The organism is Trichococcus sp. (assembly GCF_049684335.1).
Taxonomy (GTDB): domain Bacteria; phylum Bacillota; class Bacilli; order Lactobacillales; family Aerococcaceae; genus Trichococcus.
On the sequence record NZ_JBAVFV010000035.1, the window covers coordinates 20,965 to 36,686 of the forward strand.

Consider the following 15,722-nt stretch of genomic DNA (forward strand, 5'->3'; position numbering starts at 1 on the left):
CATTCTCAAATATCGTTAAGTTACGTTCTGCTTTTCTGTTTATTTTCCACCGGTTGTGGCGATGCCTTCGATGAATTGTTTTTGGAATATGATGTAAAGGATGATCATCGGGATGATCGCGATGACCGATCCGGCCATCAGTTGCGGATAATTGGTTGTGAATTGCCCTTGTAGGCTGGCCAATCCAGCCGACAGCGTCATTTTGTCCTGGGACATGTTGACGACGAGCGGCCACATCAAATCCTTGAAAGCGAACAGTGATGTGAAGATACCCAAAGCCACCAAGCCGGAACGCGCCAACGGCATATAGATGCGGTAGAATACTTGCCAGGTCGTCGCACCATCAATCGTTGCGGCTTCCATCAGTTCATTAGGCAATTTTATGAAAAATTGGCGCAACAGGAAAGTTCCGAAAGCGGAGACGATGCCTGGGATGACCAAAGCGGAGATTGTGTTCAAAAGTCCCAGATTTTGGACCAACAAATATTGCGGTGTCAGATAGATCTGCGAAGGGATCATCATCTGTGTCAGCACGATGGCGAAAAACAGGTTCTTTCCTGGGAAGGACAGTTTCGCAACTGCAAAGGCCGCCATGGCGCTGAAGAGCGTCGATGTCAATACCCTGAGGGCGATCATCAACCCTGTATTGATATAGAAACTGACGAATGGCAAGGAATCCCATACCGCCCGATAGTTCTCGATTTGAAACACTTCCGGGAAAATTTGCGGCGGTATTTGTGTGGATTCGCTGATTGTTTTGCCTGAGGTCAGGACCATCCACAAGAACGGCACGACCATCAGCAAGGAGCCGATGATCAGCACGATGTGGATCAATGCGGTCGTTTTATTCATTTTTATCTTCATATTTATTCACTCCTAATCGTAGGTGACCCATTTTTTCTGCGCCAACAGCTGAATGCCGGTGATCGCCATGATGATAAGAACCAATGAGATGGCAACAGCCGAGCCGTAGCCTTTATCATTGAGTACAAATGATTCATTGAAGAACATGTACACGAGCGACTGCGTACTCTTCAGCGCCAGATTCGTGCGGTCGAACATCATGAAGATGACGTCGAATACCTGCAAGGCACTGATGACGCTCGTTACGGAAACAAAGAAAAGTTGTGGCGAAAGCAAAGGCAGTGTGATTGAGAAGAATTGCTTCAGCGGTCCGGCGCCATCAACGACAGCCGCTTCATAATATTCTTTCGGTATTTCCTTCAAACCTGCCAACAGTAGAATCATGTTGTAGCCGACATTTGTCCAGATTCCGACGATGATGATCGACCAGATTGCCACTTCAGGATCGGTGATCCATAAGATGTTTCCGGAATAACCGAGTTTATCCAGCACCGCATTCAGCAAGCCGTATTCCGAATTGAACAGCCAGCGCCAAACCATGGCCACGGCAGCCGGGGCGGCGATCATCGGCAAGAAGAAGATTGTTCTGTACAGTCCGACCGCTTTTATCTTCGTGTTCATCAGTACCGCAAAGAACAGCGACAGGATCATTGTGATGGGTACTTGGATGGCGGCGTAGAAGAAGGTATTTTTCAATGATTGCCAAAATTCAGGATCTTTCAGCATCTGCAGGTAGTTGTCCAGCCCGACAAAGGTTGAGGTGCCGAACGTACTCACGCTCTGGAAGCTCATATACAGCGACTGGAACAATGGGATGACGTTCAGGATCAAAAGCCCGATTAATGTTGGAGCGATAAAAAACCAGCCCCACATCGCCATTTTCCTTTTGCGTTCCTTAGGTGTCACTGTTCTTACCGTTTTTTCTTTAGGGATTGTTACATCCGATTTCATCACATTCACCTCTATATATTTGAAAGCCACTTATAGGGATAGTCCCCATAAGTGGCCTTCTATTTTTTATTTTTCGTTCGCTAAAACTTTTTCAACACCCGCGACGATATCTGCAGCGACTTCTTTAACAGTAGCTTTACCGTCAAATACTGGCATCAAAGCATTGTTTTCAACATCTTCCCAACGAGCTGTTTCTGCTGAGTAAGGCTTGATGTAGGCATTTTCCATTTGATCCACATAGACTTGCATATTGAATTGGCTGTAGGCATTTACGAATGTCTCTTCAGTTCCTTCATACGCCGGAATTGCCGCGCCGTTCTCGCCTTGCAGACGCATCGCTTCCTCTGTTCCCAGGAATTCAACGAATTTCAGAGCCGCTTCTTCATTGTCGGTTGAAGCTGCAACAGAGTTCGCCAAGCCATTGAATATTGTTGCTGCTTGTTTACCTTTTGGTAATGGCGCTACATCGGCATTGGCAGCCGTATAGTCATTGTTGGCCATTTCCCCAGTCATCCATGAGCCGAAGAAGCCCATTGCGCCGCGTCCTGATTGGAAGAAGGATAAGTTTGTGTTCTCAGCAAATTGACTTTGTGTCGGTGACACGCCATATTTTACGCTCAGATCCGCATACCATTGCACAGCATCGATCGTTTCGTCCAGACGGAAACCGGATTGGGTCTTGTCATCGGACAATACGTAACCGCCGTTCTGGAAGATGAAGTTATGGTAGCCTTCCTGTCTGTTCAAGGGAGCCAGGATGCCGTATACGCCGTTGTCAGGGTCGGTCAACGTTTGAGCGGCCGCCAACATCGTGTCCCATGTCCAAGTTTCATCCGGATAAGCAACGCCCGCAGCATCGAACAGCGTTTTGTTGTACCATAGTGCGATTGTGTCGTAATCTTTCGGGATACCGTAAAGCGCATCGTCAGCAGAATACAATTCGACCAATTCTTTCGGGAAATGATCCAAAGAAGTCACTTCACTGTTTGCGTAGGTTTCAGACAAATCCATCAAAACGCCGCCAGTCGCGTATTTCGCGATTTCGTTGGAGTGCATCCAGAATACATCCGGCATGCTTTCGCCTTTTGCGCCCGCTTCCAATTTCGTCCAATATTGATCCCAAGGTGTTACTTCAACCTTTACATCTATACCCGGGTTTTCCGCTTCGAAAGCTTCCGCTATCGCTTCCATGCCCGGTTGTTGGATTTTGTCCCAAATGCCGTAAGTGATGGTCACATCACCCGAATCTTTTCCGCCGTCGGAACCGTTTCCGCACGCCCCTAAAACAAGTCCTGATAATAACACTGCAGCTAATGATACTTTCTTCCAATTCTTTAACATCTCTTCTCCACCTTTTCTTTAATCTATAAAATTGTATAGTTGAAAACAAAGGAACTTTTAGACCCTAGAAAAATTGCGCATGAGCTATTCAAAAACAACCACCTTGTAAACGTTTACTTGTTTTGATGTCCTTATAATACCAAATATAAGAGGCCTCTGATAGATATTCAACCATACAAAAACATGCATTTTTGTTGATTTTAAATTCATCAGCGTATATGGCCCCAAGATCATGCTATTAAAGCAAAAAGGCCGGACCTGCCCGGAACCGGATTTACAGCGGTGCCAAGCGGCCCGACCTTTGTTATCAGCCTTACCTTGCTATACTATTTCGTTTTGACTTTCTTTACATAAGCCCTCGGAGACATCTCCATCTTGCTTTTGAAGATGCGCGTGAAGCTCAAAGGATTTTTGTAGCCGACCTTCTCGGCGATTTCGGCAATGCTGAGATCCGTCGTTTCCAGATATTCACGGCTTTTGAAAACACGGAACTCGATCAAATATTCATGAGGCGTCCGGTTTGTCGTTTTATGGAAAACCGAAGTCAAGTAGGAATCGTTCAAAGACAGTTCCCGACTGATATCACCGATCTGAAAATCTATATCCCGATACCTGTCTTTAATGATTTCAAGCGCCCTTTTTGTATATTCGACGCCTTTGTTGATTTTCTCGATCTGTTTGATTTCGGTGCCGTTCAGATCGTGCCCCAACAGGCTTAACAGAAGGTACAACTGCCCTTGCAACCGCAGCCGCGACAAGATATCGAATGGATTGGCCGCCATGATTTCCTGCATCATCTCTTTTACTTGGCCGAAATTTTTCACATTCCCCACAGGATGCGAAACCCGGAATCCGATGGCCTCCAGCAAGGCCTCCAACTGCTCGCCTTGCATGCCTATCCAGTAATATTCCCAAGGATCCTCTTCATCAGCTTGGTAATAGGTCATCACGTTCGGATAGATGATGAAGAATTGGCCTTCTTTCAGGTTGAACCGGCTATTGCCAATCTCGAAGTAGCCCTTACCCTTCATAATGATATGGATCAAAAAATATTCCCGGACAGTTGGTCCGAAACTATGATTGGGAGCACACTCCTCTTTTCCTTTGGTTGTGTAATAAAGGTCTCTATAGTAAATTTCTTCTTTAAAAAAATCCTCATCCATTTTTATCACCTCGGTCTTATTCCACTTAAAGCTGTTGCTCTCATTATAGAATGGTCTCGTTGCTATAGCAAACCCGCGTTTTTATCCGCAGCTAGCTTCCCACATGAAATTCCGCCCTTTCGCAATCACAGATTCTCTTGTACAATGAGAAAAGATTGCCTGCATCGTGGCAAGTCCCCAACAACCTAGATAATCCCATACTTTTACTATAGATTTGGAGGCACCACCCTTGAAAAAGACAATATTCTCCACGCTGCTGCTCCTTCCGCTTTTCCTGCTTTCCGCCTGCGGGACCGCTCTGCCGGGGGAAGAAGTCATGCAGAACTTGATCAACCGTTCCGCCGACCTCGATAGCTACCACCAGTTCGTCGCGTTGACCACAACGACCGCTAAAGAGGACCTGAATGGAGCTACAGCGGTGAACGAGCAGTACACAACCGCCGACGCGACGCTGTTCCCGGAAGAGAAATCCGGTTACGGAAAGCGGATAGACAAAAACAGCAACTATCCCGCAACAAAATCCGAGTTCTATGTGACGCCTGAAGTGGGTTACATCCGGACCGATGATGCCGACTGGACCTCCTATGCCACCCCCGATGTCCCATTGGCCAGTCTGCAGGTTTATCCGCTGGAGACGTTTATCGAACTGAGCCAAATCATTGAAGAATACGGCACCCTTGAACTGGATGGGGATGAGTACTTGCTGAAATTTTCCGGCAGCGATGATGCAATGAACAAAGAGATCAACTACCTGTTCCAGACCCTGCCAACGGAAGATACCGATTACGAGATCGCTATCCATTTGGATGCCAAAAGCTTCTACCTGACCGATTTCCATTACCGCTCCACAGCCATTCATCCGGATCAGAAGACGACCGCCACGACGGAACTGACCGGCGAGTTCGACCTTTACAATCAAGCGCAAAAATTGAAGTCCGTGCCTGATTTCGATTCAGCGGAGAGTGTCGCTGAGACGGCAGATTCCTCATTTTGACAAAAAATCCCATCAGTAAGTCAACCAACATCCTATCTTCAGGTTGCCGGTTGACTTACTTGTGTACTATCCATATAATACACTTATACATATATTTTTTACCCCAAGTGTATTAATCGATTAATACACTCGATCGGAAAAGGCAGGTGGGAAAAGTGATTTTTGACAAAAGAAGTCCGGTCTATGAACAGATTATCGAAATGCATAAACAGAAAATCGTCAGCGGCGATTTCCAACCGGGACAAGAAATACCATCGCGGAGGGAACTGGCTACACAATTGAAAGTGAATCCGAATACCGTACAGCGTGCCTATAAGGAAATGGAGGGGCTTGGTTTGATCTATACAGATGGAAATTCTCTCAGCAAAATAACGGACAGTCAATCGAAGATCCAGACATTAAGGCAAGAGACACTGGAAGATGCCTTGCAGGCGTTCATCGAAACGGTACGGACAATCGGACTGGAAGATGAGGCGGTCCTGAACTTGATCAAAACGCGCTTGAAGGAGGTGAACCCCAATGATTGAAATCAATAATTTGGAAAAAAAATATGGAAAACGAGCAATTTTGGAAGATGTCAGTTTTACCATCAAAAAAAACGAGGTGACTTGCCTGACGGGAATGAACGGTACCGGAAAAACAACTCTCATGAATTGCGTCATGGGCCTGGTTCCGCGCAATAACGGTTCGATCACGATCGACGGGGAGGACATCCAACAACAACTGTACGAGAGAATCTCTTATATCCCTGACTCGCTGACGATGCCCCGTTGGATGACGATTGCGGAATCGATGCAGTTTATGAATACCTACTACACGAATTGGAATGCCGCCAAAGCGGATGAATTGCTCTCGTTCTTCCGTTTGGAACCGGATATGCAGCTGAAAAATCTATCTAAAGGGAATAGCGCAAAGGTGAATTTCTTGCTGGGGCTTTCCTTGGACGCAGAGTACTATTTGATGGATGAGCCATTTTCCGGTATAGATGTCTTTGCCCGGGAGGATATTCTGGAGGTCTTCACCAGCAAATTTGTGAAGAACAAGGGCGTCCTCATCGCCACACACCATATGGATGAGGTCGAAATGCTGCTGGATCGGATCGTCATGCTGCGTAACGGTCGCGTCGTCAAAGACTTTTATGCAGAAGACCTCCGACAAACCGAAGGAAAAGCGATCATTGATGTGATGCGGGAGGTGTATCAGCCATGAAAAAATTTATGGAACTATGGATATTCGAATGGAATCGGGCGAAACGATTCTATGGCTTCCTCTTGGCCTTTGTGACGGTTTTACAGGCTTATGCGGTCTTCCATGAATACCATTTCTGGAAGGATGGGTATGAAAACTATAGGCAACAGGGCTACGCTGTAATGTCCGAACAATATTTGCAGGACTTTGGGAACGTCACAACCGCAGCCGTGACAAGCAATTCATTCTTTGTTTTTTCGATCATGACGGCCGTCTTTGCGCTGCTCTTCTATTCCGTATTCATCTGGTATCAGGATTGGACTGGAAAAAATCGCTTCTCTTTACGCTTGCTCAGCCTGCCGGGCAACCGTTTCGCTGTGTATGCCGCAAAATTCGCGACCATTTGGCTCCTGATTACGGGACTGCAAGTTTGGCAAATCGGGCTTTTGTATCTGGAGGAGCTAGTCTTTTCCGGACTTATTCCGGCGGATATCTATCTGGATATTCCTTTGCAGATGGCATCGACTAGCGCTTCTCCATTATCATTGGCTTTACCAAGTCTATTTTCCAATTATCTGCTCTACTATACTATTGGCTATACAGCGCTCACTTTAGGATACACGTTCATCCTGATGCACTTGAGCGGACGGTGGAAAGGCGTTCTCTTCGCGGGCATTCTTGCGGTCGGCCTTATTGCCGCGATAGTTCTCTTCTTGCGTACGGGCATCACAACGAGCCTGTATGCGGAAGAAAAATATTGGGTGATGATTTCCGTGAGCTTGGTTCTCTTCCTGTCCGGGACATGGGCCAATTATCGGTTGCTTGAAAAACGCATCAGCGTATAGAAGGAGGACAAAATGAGAAAACAAACGATTTTATTGCTGAGCTTCCTCCTGCTTGTCGTTCTGGGGGGGTTTTATGCCCAACCGCTTTTTGCAAAGGATGAGCCGCTGAAAATGGACATCCGGACGATTTCCGGTGACGATGCATTATTGGAAGGTTTGACCTATTACGGAACAGCCAGCACTCAGTGGGAGGCGACAACATTCAGTTTGGACCGTTCAGGGTTGCACCCTTCCGAAACACAACGGCAGGATGTGTTCTTCCAGGATTACGCAGACAGCGCTGTACTGGCATGGCGCGCCGACTACCGCTCCTTTATGCGCGGCAAGAGTTCCTACTCAGGAAATTATGCAGAGACGGAAGGCCAGTTGTATTATGTAGTGGAAGAAAATGACGGGTTTTCGTTGGAGATATTGGATAAAGCGAACGGAATCGTTTCGGAAAACCTGCTTGCCTATCCGGAAAAAAAGCAAAAGACTTATTATTCCGTCAGCCGCACTTTTTTGCTGGACGGTAAAGTGATTATCGAATACAGTCGTTATGGTAACTACTCCGATTATCTCGGCAGCGATATCGCAATCTACGACCCGACCAGCGGCTCATTGGAAGAGCACTTTGTCTTCGAGATGCCTGAAGGTGTCGCTGGCCATCAGAGCATTTCGGCAGAGATTTTGACACAGGATGATCAAAAAGCCCTCTTCGTGATGGTCCGGACCGAAGAAAACGATTTGGAAGCGACCGATTATGTGCCACCTGTTATCTCAATAGCGTTCAAGCGCTACGACTGGGATACGAAGCAATGGACCGATCTCGCCAACACCCAGGATTTTTCAAAAGAGGACTTGCCGTATACAATCGAGGACGGCATCTTCTATCAGTTGAATCAGTCGGGTGGCGACTGGACCATCCAATCCCTTGACCTTATGCAGGATAAGGTATTGGAAACAATCGTCCTCGAAAACGCCGACGATTGGGAATTCACGTCCGCTGCAGATTGGAAAATCCTCATTGCAGGCAATAATGCTGTGTTGACACAGACTTATATTGAGCCTGATCGGGCTGCACAGCTTGCAGCATTCGATATCGGGACTGGTGAAATGCTGTACAGCGGAGAAATAACCACTTCATTCGGAACCAACAAGGAAACGGGCAGTCTCTACTTTGATAGGATTATTTACGAACCATAAAATAGAAAAAGAACAAGATTCCAAATGGAGTCTTGTTCTTTTTTTCGTTCTCTTTAACTGATGCTGACTTTGTTTAAGGCAGCTTTTTGCCTGCAGCCATGTAGAGTGCATACCACTCAGTGCGGCTCAACGCCACATCGGAAGCTTTGCAGATTGCGGCAATGCGCTCAGGATTCATGCTGCCGATGATCGGCTGCATTTTGGCCGGATGACGCAACAGCCAAGCGATCGCGATCGCTTCACGGGACACGCCTTTGTCTTCCGCCATCGCTTCGATTTTTTCATTCAGCTCCACATAATCAGGATGGTCGAAGAACAGCCCTTTTTTCCCGTTTCCGGCTTGGAATGGCGACCAAGGTTGGATCGTCATGTCAGTGATGCGGCTATACTCCAGAACGGAACCGTCATGCACAAGCGATGGACTGTTCATCATATTCACGTTGAAGCCGGCATCGATCATCGGCGCATGCGTCAGGCTGAGCTGCAATTGGTTGATCAGTAATGGTTGTACGACAACTTTCTTCAATAATTCCACTTGCATCGGATTTTGGTTACTGACGCCGAAGTGGCGCACTTTCCCTGATTTGTGCAGCGCATCAAAGGCTTCCGCGACTTCCTCAGGTTCCATCAACGTATCCGGACGGTGCAACAGTAATGCATCCACATAATCAGTCTGCAGGCGTTTCAGGCTGTCTTCCACTGACGAAATGATGTGTTCTTTGGAGAAATCGAACATGACTCCTGGAACAATCCCGCATTTCGTCTGCAGCATCACGCTGTCCCTCGCGATGCCGAGTTCCTTGAAGGCTTTTCCGAAAATCTCCTCCGAAGTCCCTCTCCCGTAAATATCCGCATGATCGAAGTAATCGATGCCGTTTTCCACTGCCGTGCGGATGACCGCAGTAGCCTCTTCATGCGTCAAAGCGTTCATGCGCATGATGCCGAGCGAAATTTCTGATGCAAAAAGGCCTGCATTGCCGATGTTTATTTTTTTCAATTGTCATACCAGCTTTCATTTCGATTTTTTTGAAAACGTTTCAATAAAATCAGTATAGCATTTTTGATAGCTTTACGTGAACTGAAGCGCACCGGCCTGAAAAGATGAATAAATGAATGTTATCCATCTTTTCAGGCACCATGCGCACCAAAAACATGAATAACGCGATCATATCCATCTTTTCAAGCCCCGCACGCACCAAAAACATGAATAACGCAATCATATCCATCTTTTCAAGCCCCGCACGCACCAAAAACAGATAAGGCTGCCTCGAGGCAGCCCTATCTGTTTTATATTTATGAGTAGCCGTTGGCCCAGAGAATCTTTTCTCCGGCTTCAAGCGATTTTTGCACATCAATGATGGTCTGGTTGGAGCTGCCGCGAAATTTCAATGTCAGATCCCGTTTTGACAGATCGAAGCGTCCATCGACGAGCACATCCATCAAGCGCAGCAATTCCTGCTTATCCTCGGATTCTGAAGCCAGTTCGTCCCAGTAGTAGCCGGTCCAGCCCCAGATGTCCTTGGTTCGGCCGAACTCTGCCCGTATCCGCTGCGCAAGCCGCAGCGCGACCTTCGTGTTGAGGAAAGGTTCGCCGCCCAAAAGCGTCAAGCCTTGCACATAAGGCTGACGCAGATCGGCCATGATCTGTTCCTCTAACTCGTCAGTATAGGCAATCCCATAGTCGAAGTTTTGGACAATTTTGTTGTAGCAGCCTTCGCAGGCGAACAGGCAGCCGCTCAGATAGATGCTGCAGCGCACGCCTTCGCCGTCGACAAAGTTGAACGGTTTGTAGTCCGCCACCTTGTCCTTGCTGTATGTTTCTGCCAACCATTCTTGCGGTTGCGGATTTTTCACTTCACATCACCTAACTGTTTTAATTACTGTTCTGACTTGCAATCCGCATGCAGATGTTTGACGCGTGCCGAAATTTCTTTGTGGCGACCGCGCACCATCGGACGGATCTGCGGGTTGCCGAGATACCCGCATGTACGTTTTACGACATCGCATGTCTGCGGATCGGTATTGCCGCATTCCGGGCATTGGAAACCGCGATCGGTCGGATTGAAGTCCCCTTCAAAACCGCACTCCAAACAATGGTCGATCGGTGTGTTCGTTCCCAAATAGCCGACCTTTTCGTAGGCGAAATCCCAGACTGTTTCCAGTGCTTTCGGATTTTGCTGCAGGTTCGGGTATTCGCAATAATGGATAAAGCCGCCTGAGCAATATTGCGGATATTCCATTTCAAAGGCAATCTTTTCGAAAGGATTCGGGTTCTTGCGGACATCATAGTGGAAACTGTTTGTATAATATTCTTTATCCGTGATATCAGCGATGATGCCAAATTTCTCTGTGTCCATGCTGCAGAAGCGATCGGTCAAACTCTCGCTCGGAGTCGAGTAGACGCTGAAATGATAACCGTATTGGTTGCCCCAAGCATCCGTTTTTTCCTTCATCTTCTTGACGATGTCCAAAGTGAAGGCTTTTGCTTCCGGATTCGTTTCCCAATCCGGTCCGTAAAAGACGGTCGCCGTTTCATACAATCCGATGTAGCCCAAGGAGACGGTCGCACGTTTGTTTTTGAATAATTCATCGACCTTATCTGTTTCGCCCAGACGTTTCCCGAAGGCTCCATGCTGATACAGGATCGGTGCGTTCGTAGGCGTCGCTTCTTTGGTGCGCTCGACACGATAGACAAGTGCATCCTTACAGATGGCCAAGCGTTCTTCGAAGATATTCCAGAAAGCTTCCGGATTCCCCTCCGATTCCAAGGCGATTCTCGGGATGTTCAACGTCACGACCCCAAGATTCATCCGGCCGGAATTGACTTCGTTTCCGTTTTCGTCTTTCCATCCTTGTAGGAAGGAACGGCAGCCCATCGGTGTCTTGAAACTGCCTGTCAATTCAACGATTTTATCGTACATCAGCACATCCGGATACATCCGTTTCGTGGCGCAAGTGATGGCCAGTTGCTTGATGTCATAGTTGGGATCCTGCGACTCCAAGTTCGTGCCTTTTTTCAAAGCGAAGATCAGTTTCGGGAAGATTGCTGTCCGTCTTTCTTTGCCCAAGCCTTTGATGCGCACTTGCAGGACGGCTTTTTGGATCTCACGCGCAAACCAATCCGTCCCCAACCCGAATCCGAGTGTGGTGAATGGTGTTTGTCCGTTTGAAGTGTAGAGTGTATTGATTTCGTACTCTAGGCTTTGCATAGCATCATAGATGTCTTTGCGGGTTTTTTCTTCGGCATAAGCGATTTGTTTCGCTTCGCCTTCTACCCAATCCTTAGCCGTCGCCAGATGCTTCTCATAGTTCAGGCGGGCATAAGGTGCCAGCACTTCGTCGACCCGATCCGCGCTGCAACCGCCGTATTGACTGGAGGCGACATTCGCAAAAATCTGCGCCATTTGAGCAGTCGCCGTGTTGACTGAACGCGGGCTGTCCACTTCAGCGTTGCCGATTTTGAAACCTTCACGGAGCATATTCTGGAAATCGATCAGGACACAGTTCGTCATCGGCGAATACGGCTGGTAATCCAAGTCGTGGTAATGGATATCGCCTTTCATGTGGGCGTTGGAAACGTGTTTCGGCAACATTCTCAAGCCGATCGCTTTCGCGGCAACCCCTGCCGTCAAGTCACGGATCGTATTGAAGACACGGCTATCCTTGTTGGCATTCTCGTTGACGATGCTCTGATCGGCATTCATCAGGCTTTGGATGCGCAATTCGATGTCCTGTTGTTGCAGCTTTTTAACTTTTTTCGTCAATTTGTAGGTATTGTAGGCTTCCGCTAACGGCAGATTTCCCATTTCGGCAAGCGTCGCTTCAACTTGATCATGGATATCATCGGTCGAAACACTTTCCGTTTCTGACGCGATCAGTTTGTCTACGACCAATGCCACGACAGCATCCACATCGTAATCTGCAGCCGCTTCGTTCTGTTCAGACAAGAAACGCTCCGCTTTCTTGATCGCTTTGTATATTTTCTTGGCATGAAAAGGAACAACCCGTCCATCCGCCTTCAACACTTGGATATTCACCTCTGCGTCATCGACTTGAAGATTCGTGCTTTCATTCAAGAAATCCGTTGGTAATGAAGCCATATTTTTTCCCACTCCTTAGTTAAAAATTAACCGAACACGCAAAAAAAGCTAATAAAAAGTAAGAGGTCGTTACAAAATGAGCAAGCTTTCCTTGCGGGACGCGCTTCTCAAGTTGGTTACCTCCACTTAAAGTAGACTCTGCTTCGATTCTCTTTATATACTATATATCATCCACACAAAAAATTCCACCACAATATATAGTGTTTCAAACTGAAATACACCTAGAACCAGCAGACACATTTTTCCCTTTTGGTCAATAAGAAAATGCCCCTAAAATGAATTGTTTGCTATTTCCTTCGCAGACTCCCACATACATAGGCTGAACGGAAACAATAGCCCAATAAACCCAAATTATCTGTTTCGATTCCCGAACAATGCTCCTGATATTAAATATTAAAAAAAATGTTAAAAAACATATAAAGTACATAAAATCAATAGAATTTACTGTACTTTGTAAAAAAAAGCAGTTATACTATGACTTGTCACAAATGTAAGCGATTCATTCTTTTTTTCGGATCCATTTTTCGGTTCTTATGCCGTAGGGATGTCAAAAGAATGAGCAGATAAAAGGAGGGGAAATGCTAGTGTGGAAAAATAGAATGTTGCCTGAAATATCCAAAATTGCTAAATTTAGAATACCGGTCGGAGAAGGCCTATTTTTGAGACAGTGCGCTTCTTGGCAAAACCTTTTCCATCTGCCTTCATCTTATCGCTACCCGACTGGAAGCATCCAGGGCTATATTACACGATTGAATTGGACCGATGAATTTATCATTCTTGAAAAAGAACATAATGAAGCATTCGAATATTTTATTATTGATAGAAGAATTGAATCTGTAAAAGGCCCTTTTTCCATAGAAGGGTTCGAGAAGGCATTAAAAGAGGAAGCGATTGAGCTGCCATTGATTGAATTATCGGAAATGGACTGGATCATCAACTTTTAGAAGATACCAAAAATACCAAAAGCCGTAAGGGACGCATGTGGATCATGTTTCCTTACGGCTTTTTGCTGTAGAATTTTACTTTGCGCCAGATATCCCTGCTGATGTGACTCCGCTCTTGTCAGTGATTCTGACATCCGTCATATTCCCTACTCTCCCATGTTAGATTTATTTTAATCATATTGACCAAAGAAATACAAAACCATCCAACATTACTGCAATTTGATGAGAATACAGATTAACAATCTCATCAAATTTACATTTAAACGCTTTCGAACGCTGGTTTAATAGCTTTGTTATATGTTCTAACACGGAACGTAAGCAGGATATAGCATCAATAAAATTATTTCTATACACTAAGACTATACTACGACAGGAGGAGGAATTATTATGTTTTCATCAGTAGACACATTATGGACCTTAGTGGGAACGGTATTGGTATTCTTTATGCAAGCCGGTTTCGCTATGGTTGAGACGGGATTCACTCGCGCCAAGAACGCAGCGAACATCATTATGAAAAATCTTATGGACTTTGTGCTCGGATCGTTGGGATTCTTCCTCATCGGATACAGTATCATGTTCGGGGACGATATTGCCGGCATCATCGGAACGCCTGCCCTATTTATGGATGGACTTGATTCCACCATTCCCGGAACCGTACACTTCATGTTCCAAAACGTATTCGCGGCAACTGCAGCGACAATCGTATCCGGAGCTGTTGCGGAACGAACAAAATTCAGCTCTTATCTCGTGTACTCTTTCATCATCTCCTTAATTATCTATCCGATCTCAGGTCACTGGATCTGGGGCGGCGGATGGTTAGCTCAAATGGGCTTCATAGACTTCGCTGGATCCACAGCCGTGCATATGGTCGGAGGCATCGCTGCTATCGTCGGTGCTGCTATCGTCGGACCGCGTATCGGAAAATATAAAGATGGTAAAGCACAAGTCATTCCTGGTCACAATTTAACGATCGGTGCCCTTGGCGTATTCATCCTATGGTTCGCATGGTTCGGATTCAACGGGGCTTCAACCGTTGCAGCAACCGGTGACGAAACCCTTGCCTTGATCGGTACTATCTTCTTGAATACAAACTTATCCGCAGTCACAGCTACTCTGGTCACTCTCTTGTTCACTTGGAAAAAATATGGTAAGCCCGATGTGTCGATGACGCTGAACGGTTCATTGGCAGGTCTCGTAGCGATTACTGCAGGCTGTGCCGTCGTATCTCCTTTCGGCGCTATCGCCATCGGATTCATCGCCGGATTTGCCATTGTGCTTGCTGTTGAATTCGTCGATCAAAAGTTAAAGTTCGATGATCCTGTCGGTGCTTTCAGTGTACATGGCGTGAATGGTGCCCTAGGAACACTCTTAGTCGGTGTCTTCGCAACTGATGGCGGATTATTGTACGGCGGCGGGTTCAACATGCTAGGGGTCCAAGCTTTGGGTGTCGCTTCTGTAGCAGCCTACACAGCCGGTTCCATGTACGTAGTCTTCAAGGTCATCCAAAAGACAATGGGTCTCCGCGTTACTGCTGAAGAAGAAATCGTCGGTATGGACGTCGCTGAGCATGGCTTGACTTCAAGCTACCATGACTTTGTCGCAACGACCGCATTCGAAGATTACGTGACGGACAACAGCAAACCTGCTGCAGTTCCTGCTGTCCAAGAAGTAGATCTCAGCAAAATTGGATCCTTCAAATTGGCTGATTCAGGCTTCACGATGAACAAAGTGGAAATCATTGCCAATCCGGATAAACTGGAGCGTCTGAAAGCGGAATTGAACGCTATCGGCGTAACCGGCATGACGGTCACATCCGTGCATGGTTACGGGCTCCAAAAAGGCCAACAAACCTTCTATCGTGGTGCGAAGGCTGAGGGCAATCTTTTACCGAAAGTCCGCATCGAAACGATCATCAGCGAAGTGCCTGTCGAAGAAGTCATCCGTGCTGCCCGTCGCGCTTTATACACGGGTCATGTCGGTGACGGTAAAGTCTTCGTTTCCCCGGTTGCCGATGCCTTCCGTATCAGCAACAGCGATTCAGGTCCTGCAGCCCTGAAATATTATTAAACCGAATAACAAAGACAAAATAAATAATAAATATAAAAAGTAGCCACAAACCACGGCTGAGGTTTGTGGCTACTTTTTTT

General features: G+C 46.6%; 14 protein-coding genes. 7 read left to right on the forward strand and 7 right to left on the reverse strand.

The annotated features are described in order from the left end of the window. Positions 1 to 39: 39 nt before the first annotated feature. The 4 genes from WBM30_RS06330 to WBM30_RS06345 all read right to left on the reverse strand — a co-directional run bounded on the left by WBM30_RS06330 (position 40) and on the right by WBM30_RS06345 (position 4,319). The gene (locus tag WBM30_RS06330) at positions 40 to 864 is read right to left on the reverse strand and encodes a carbohydrate ABC transporter permease (protein ID WP_424899902.1); all 825 of its coding nucleotides are present in this window, start codon (positions 862 to 864) and stop codon (positions 40 to 42) included. Positions 865 to 876: 12 nt separating this feature from the next. After that, on the reverse strand, positions 877 to 1,743 hold the full coding sequence (locus WBM30_RS06335; RefSeq protein ID WP_424899935.1) for a carbohydrate ABC transporter permease: 867 nt from the start codon (positions 1,741 to 1,743) through the stop codon (positions 877 to 879). Positions 1,744 to 1,881: 138 nt separating this feature from the next. After that, positions 1,882 to 3,156 (reverse strand): ABC transporter substrate-binding protein, encoded by a 1,275-nt coding sequence (locus WBM30_RS06340; protein ID WP_424899903.1) that lies wholly within the window; start codon positions 3,154 to 3,156, stop codon positions 1,882 to 1,884. Between the two features lie 326 nt (positions 3,157 to 3,482). Further along, positions 3,483 to 4,319 carry an AraC family transcriptional regulator gene (locus WBM30_RS06345; protein WP_424899904.1) on the reverse strand — a complete coding sequence of 279 codons (837 nt, stop codon included), beginning with the start codon at positions 4,317 to 4,319 and terminating at the stop codon, positions 3,483 to 3,485. Between the two features lie 229 nt (positions 4,320 to 4,548). Here WBM30_RS06345 and WBM30_RS06350 point away from each other — a divergent pair, with 229 nt between their 5' ends. The 5 genes from WBM30_RS06350 to WBM30_RS06370 all read left to right on the forward strand — a co-directional run bounded on the left by WBM30_RS06350 (position 4,549) and on the right by WBM30_RS06370 (position 8,531). Continuing rightward, positions 4,549 to 5,313, forward strand: a complete 765-nt coding sequence (locus WBM30_RS06350) for a DUF6612 family protein (protein WP_424899905.1) — start codon at positions 4,549 to 4,551, stop codon at positions 5,311 to 5,313. A gap of 155 nt (positions 5,314 to 5,468) precedes the next feature. Beyond that, positions 5,469 to 5,840 carry a GntR family transcriptional regulator gene (locus tag WBM30_RS06355; RefSeq protein WP_424899906.1) on the forward strand — a complete coding sequence of 124 codons (372 nt, stop codon included), beginning with the start codon at positions 5,469 to 5,471 and terminating at the stop codon, positions 5,838 to 5,840. Beyond that, positions 5,833 to 6,522, forward strand: a complete 690-nt coding sequence (locus WBM30_RS06360; protein WP_424899907.1) for an ATP-binding cassette domain-containing protein — start codon at positions 5,833 to 5,835, stop codon at positions 6,520 to 6,522. Before WBM30_RS06355 ends, WBM30_RS06360 begins: the two co-directional genes overlap by 8 nt. After that, a complete protein-coding gene (locus tag WBM30_RS06365; RefSeq protein WP_424899908.1) occupies positions 6,519 to 7,346 on the forward strand; it encodes a hypothetical protein in 828 nt (275 codons plus the stop codon). Before WBM30_RS06360 ends, WBM30_RS06365 begins: the two co-directional genes overlap by 4 nt. A gap of 12 nt (positions 7,347 to 7,358) precedes the next feature. After that, on the forward strand, positions 7,359 to 8,531 hold the full coding sequence (locus WBM30_RS06370) for a hypothetical protein (protein ID WP_424899909.1): 1,173 nt from the start codon (positions 7,359 to 7,361) through the stop codon (positions 8,529 to 8,531). 73 nt (positions 8,532 to 8,604) lie between these two features. Here WBM30_RS06370 and WBM30_RS06375 read toward each other — a convergent pair whose 3' ends face one another. The 3 genes from WBM30_RS06375 to nrdD form a co-directional block, all read right to left on the reverse strand. Beyond that, entirely contained in the window at positions 8,605 to 9,528 is a 924-nt protein-coding gene (locus WBM30_RS06375) for an aldo/keto reductase (RefSeq protein WP_424899910.1), read from the reverse strand. 296 nt (positions 9,529 to 9,824) lie between these two features. Continuing rightward, positions 9,825 to 10,385, reverse strand: coding sequence for an anaerobic ribonucleoside-triphosphate reductase activating protein (nrdG, locus tag WBM30_RS06380; protein WP_424899911.1), 561 nt, complete (start codon positions 10,383 to 10,385; stop codon positions 9,825 to 9,827). A 23-nt stretch (positions 10,386 to 10,408) separates the two neighbouring features. Beyond that, a complete protein-coding gene (gene nrdD / locus WBM30_RS06385) occupies positions 10,409 to 12,631 on the reverse strand; it encodes an anaerobic ribonucleoside-triphosphate reductase (RefSeq protein WP_424899912.1) in 2,223 nt (740 codons plus the stop codon). 584 nt (positions 12,632 to 13,215) lie between these two features. Here nrdD and WBM30_RS06390 point away from each other — a divergent pair. Both WBM30_RS06390 and WBM30_RS06395 read left to right on the forward strand, forming a co-directional pair. Further along, positions 13,216 to 13,575: a hypothetical protein gene (locus tag WBM30_RS06390; RefSeq protein ID WP_086986603.1), complete on the forward strand. Its 360-nt coding sequence runs from the start codon at positions 13,216 to 13,218 to the stop codon at positions 13,573 to 13,575. A 387-nt stretch (positions 13,576 to 13,962) separates the two neighbouring features. Further along, on the forward strand, positions 13,963 to 15,642 hold the full coding sequence (locus WBM30_RS06395; protein ID WP_424899913.1) for an ammonium transporter: 1,680 nt from the start codon (positions 13,963 to 13,965) through the stop codon (positions 15,640 to 15,642). The last annotated feature ends 80 nt before the right edge of the window (positions 15,643 to 15,722 follow it).

Excerpts from the sequence above, each read along its gene's own strand:
- WBM30_RS06335 (WP_424899935.1), bottom strand. The coding sequence starts at position 1,743 with ATGGCGATGTGGGGCTGGTTTTTTATCGCTCCAACATTAATCGGGCTT.
- WBM30_RS06340 (WP_424899903.1), bottom strand. The coding sequence starts at position 3,156 with ATGTTAAAGAATTGGAAGAAAGTATCATTAGCTGCAGTGTTATTATCA.
- WBM30_RS06345 (WP_424899904.1), bottom strand. The coding sequence starts at position 4,319 with ATGGATGAGGATTTTTTTAAAGAAGAAATTTACTATAGAGACCTTTAT.
- WBM30_RS06370 (WP_424899909.1), top strand. The coding sequence starts at position 7,359 with ATGAGAAAACAAACGATTTTATTGCTGAGCTTCCTCCTGCTTGTCGTT.
- WBM30_RS06360 (WP_424899907.1), top strand. The coding sequence starts at position 5,833 with ATGATTGAAATCAATAATTTGGAAAAAAAATATGGAAAACGAGCAATT.
- WBM30_RS06395 (WP_424899913.1), top strand. The coding sequence starts at position 13,963 with ATGTTTTCATCAGTAGACACATTATGGACCTTAGTGGGAACGGTATTG.
- WBM30_RS06365 (WP_424899908.1), top strand. The coding sequence starts at position 6,519 with ATGAAAAAATTTATGGAACTATGGATATTCGAATGGAATCGGGCGAAA.
- WBM30_RS06330 (WP_424899902.1), bottom strand. The coding sequence starts at position 864 with ATGAAGATAAAAATGAATAAAACGACCGCATTGATCCACATCGTGCTG.
- nrdD (WP_424899912.1), bottom strand. The coding sequence starts at position 12,631 with ATGGCTTCATTACCAACGGATTTCTTGAATGAAAGCACGAATCTTCAA.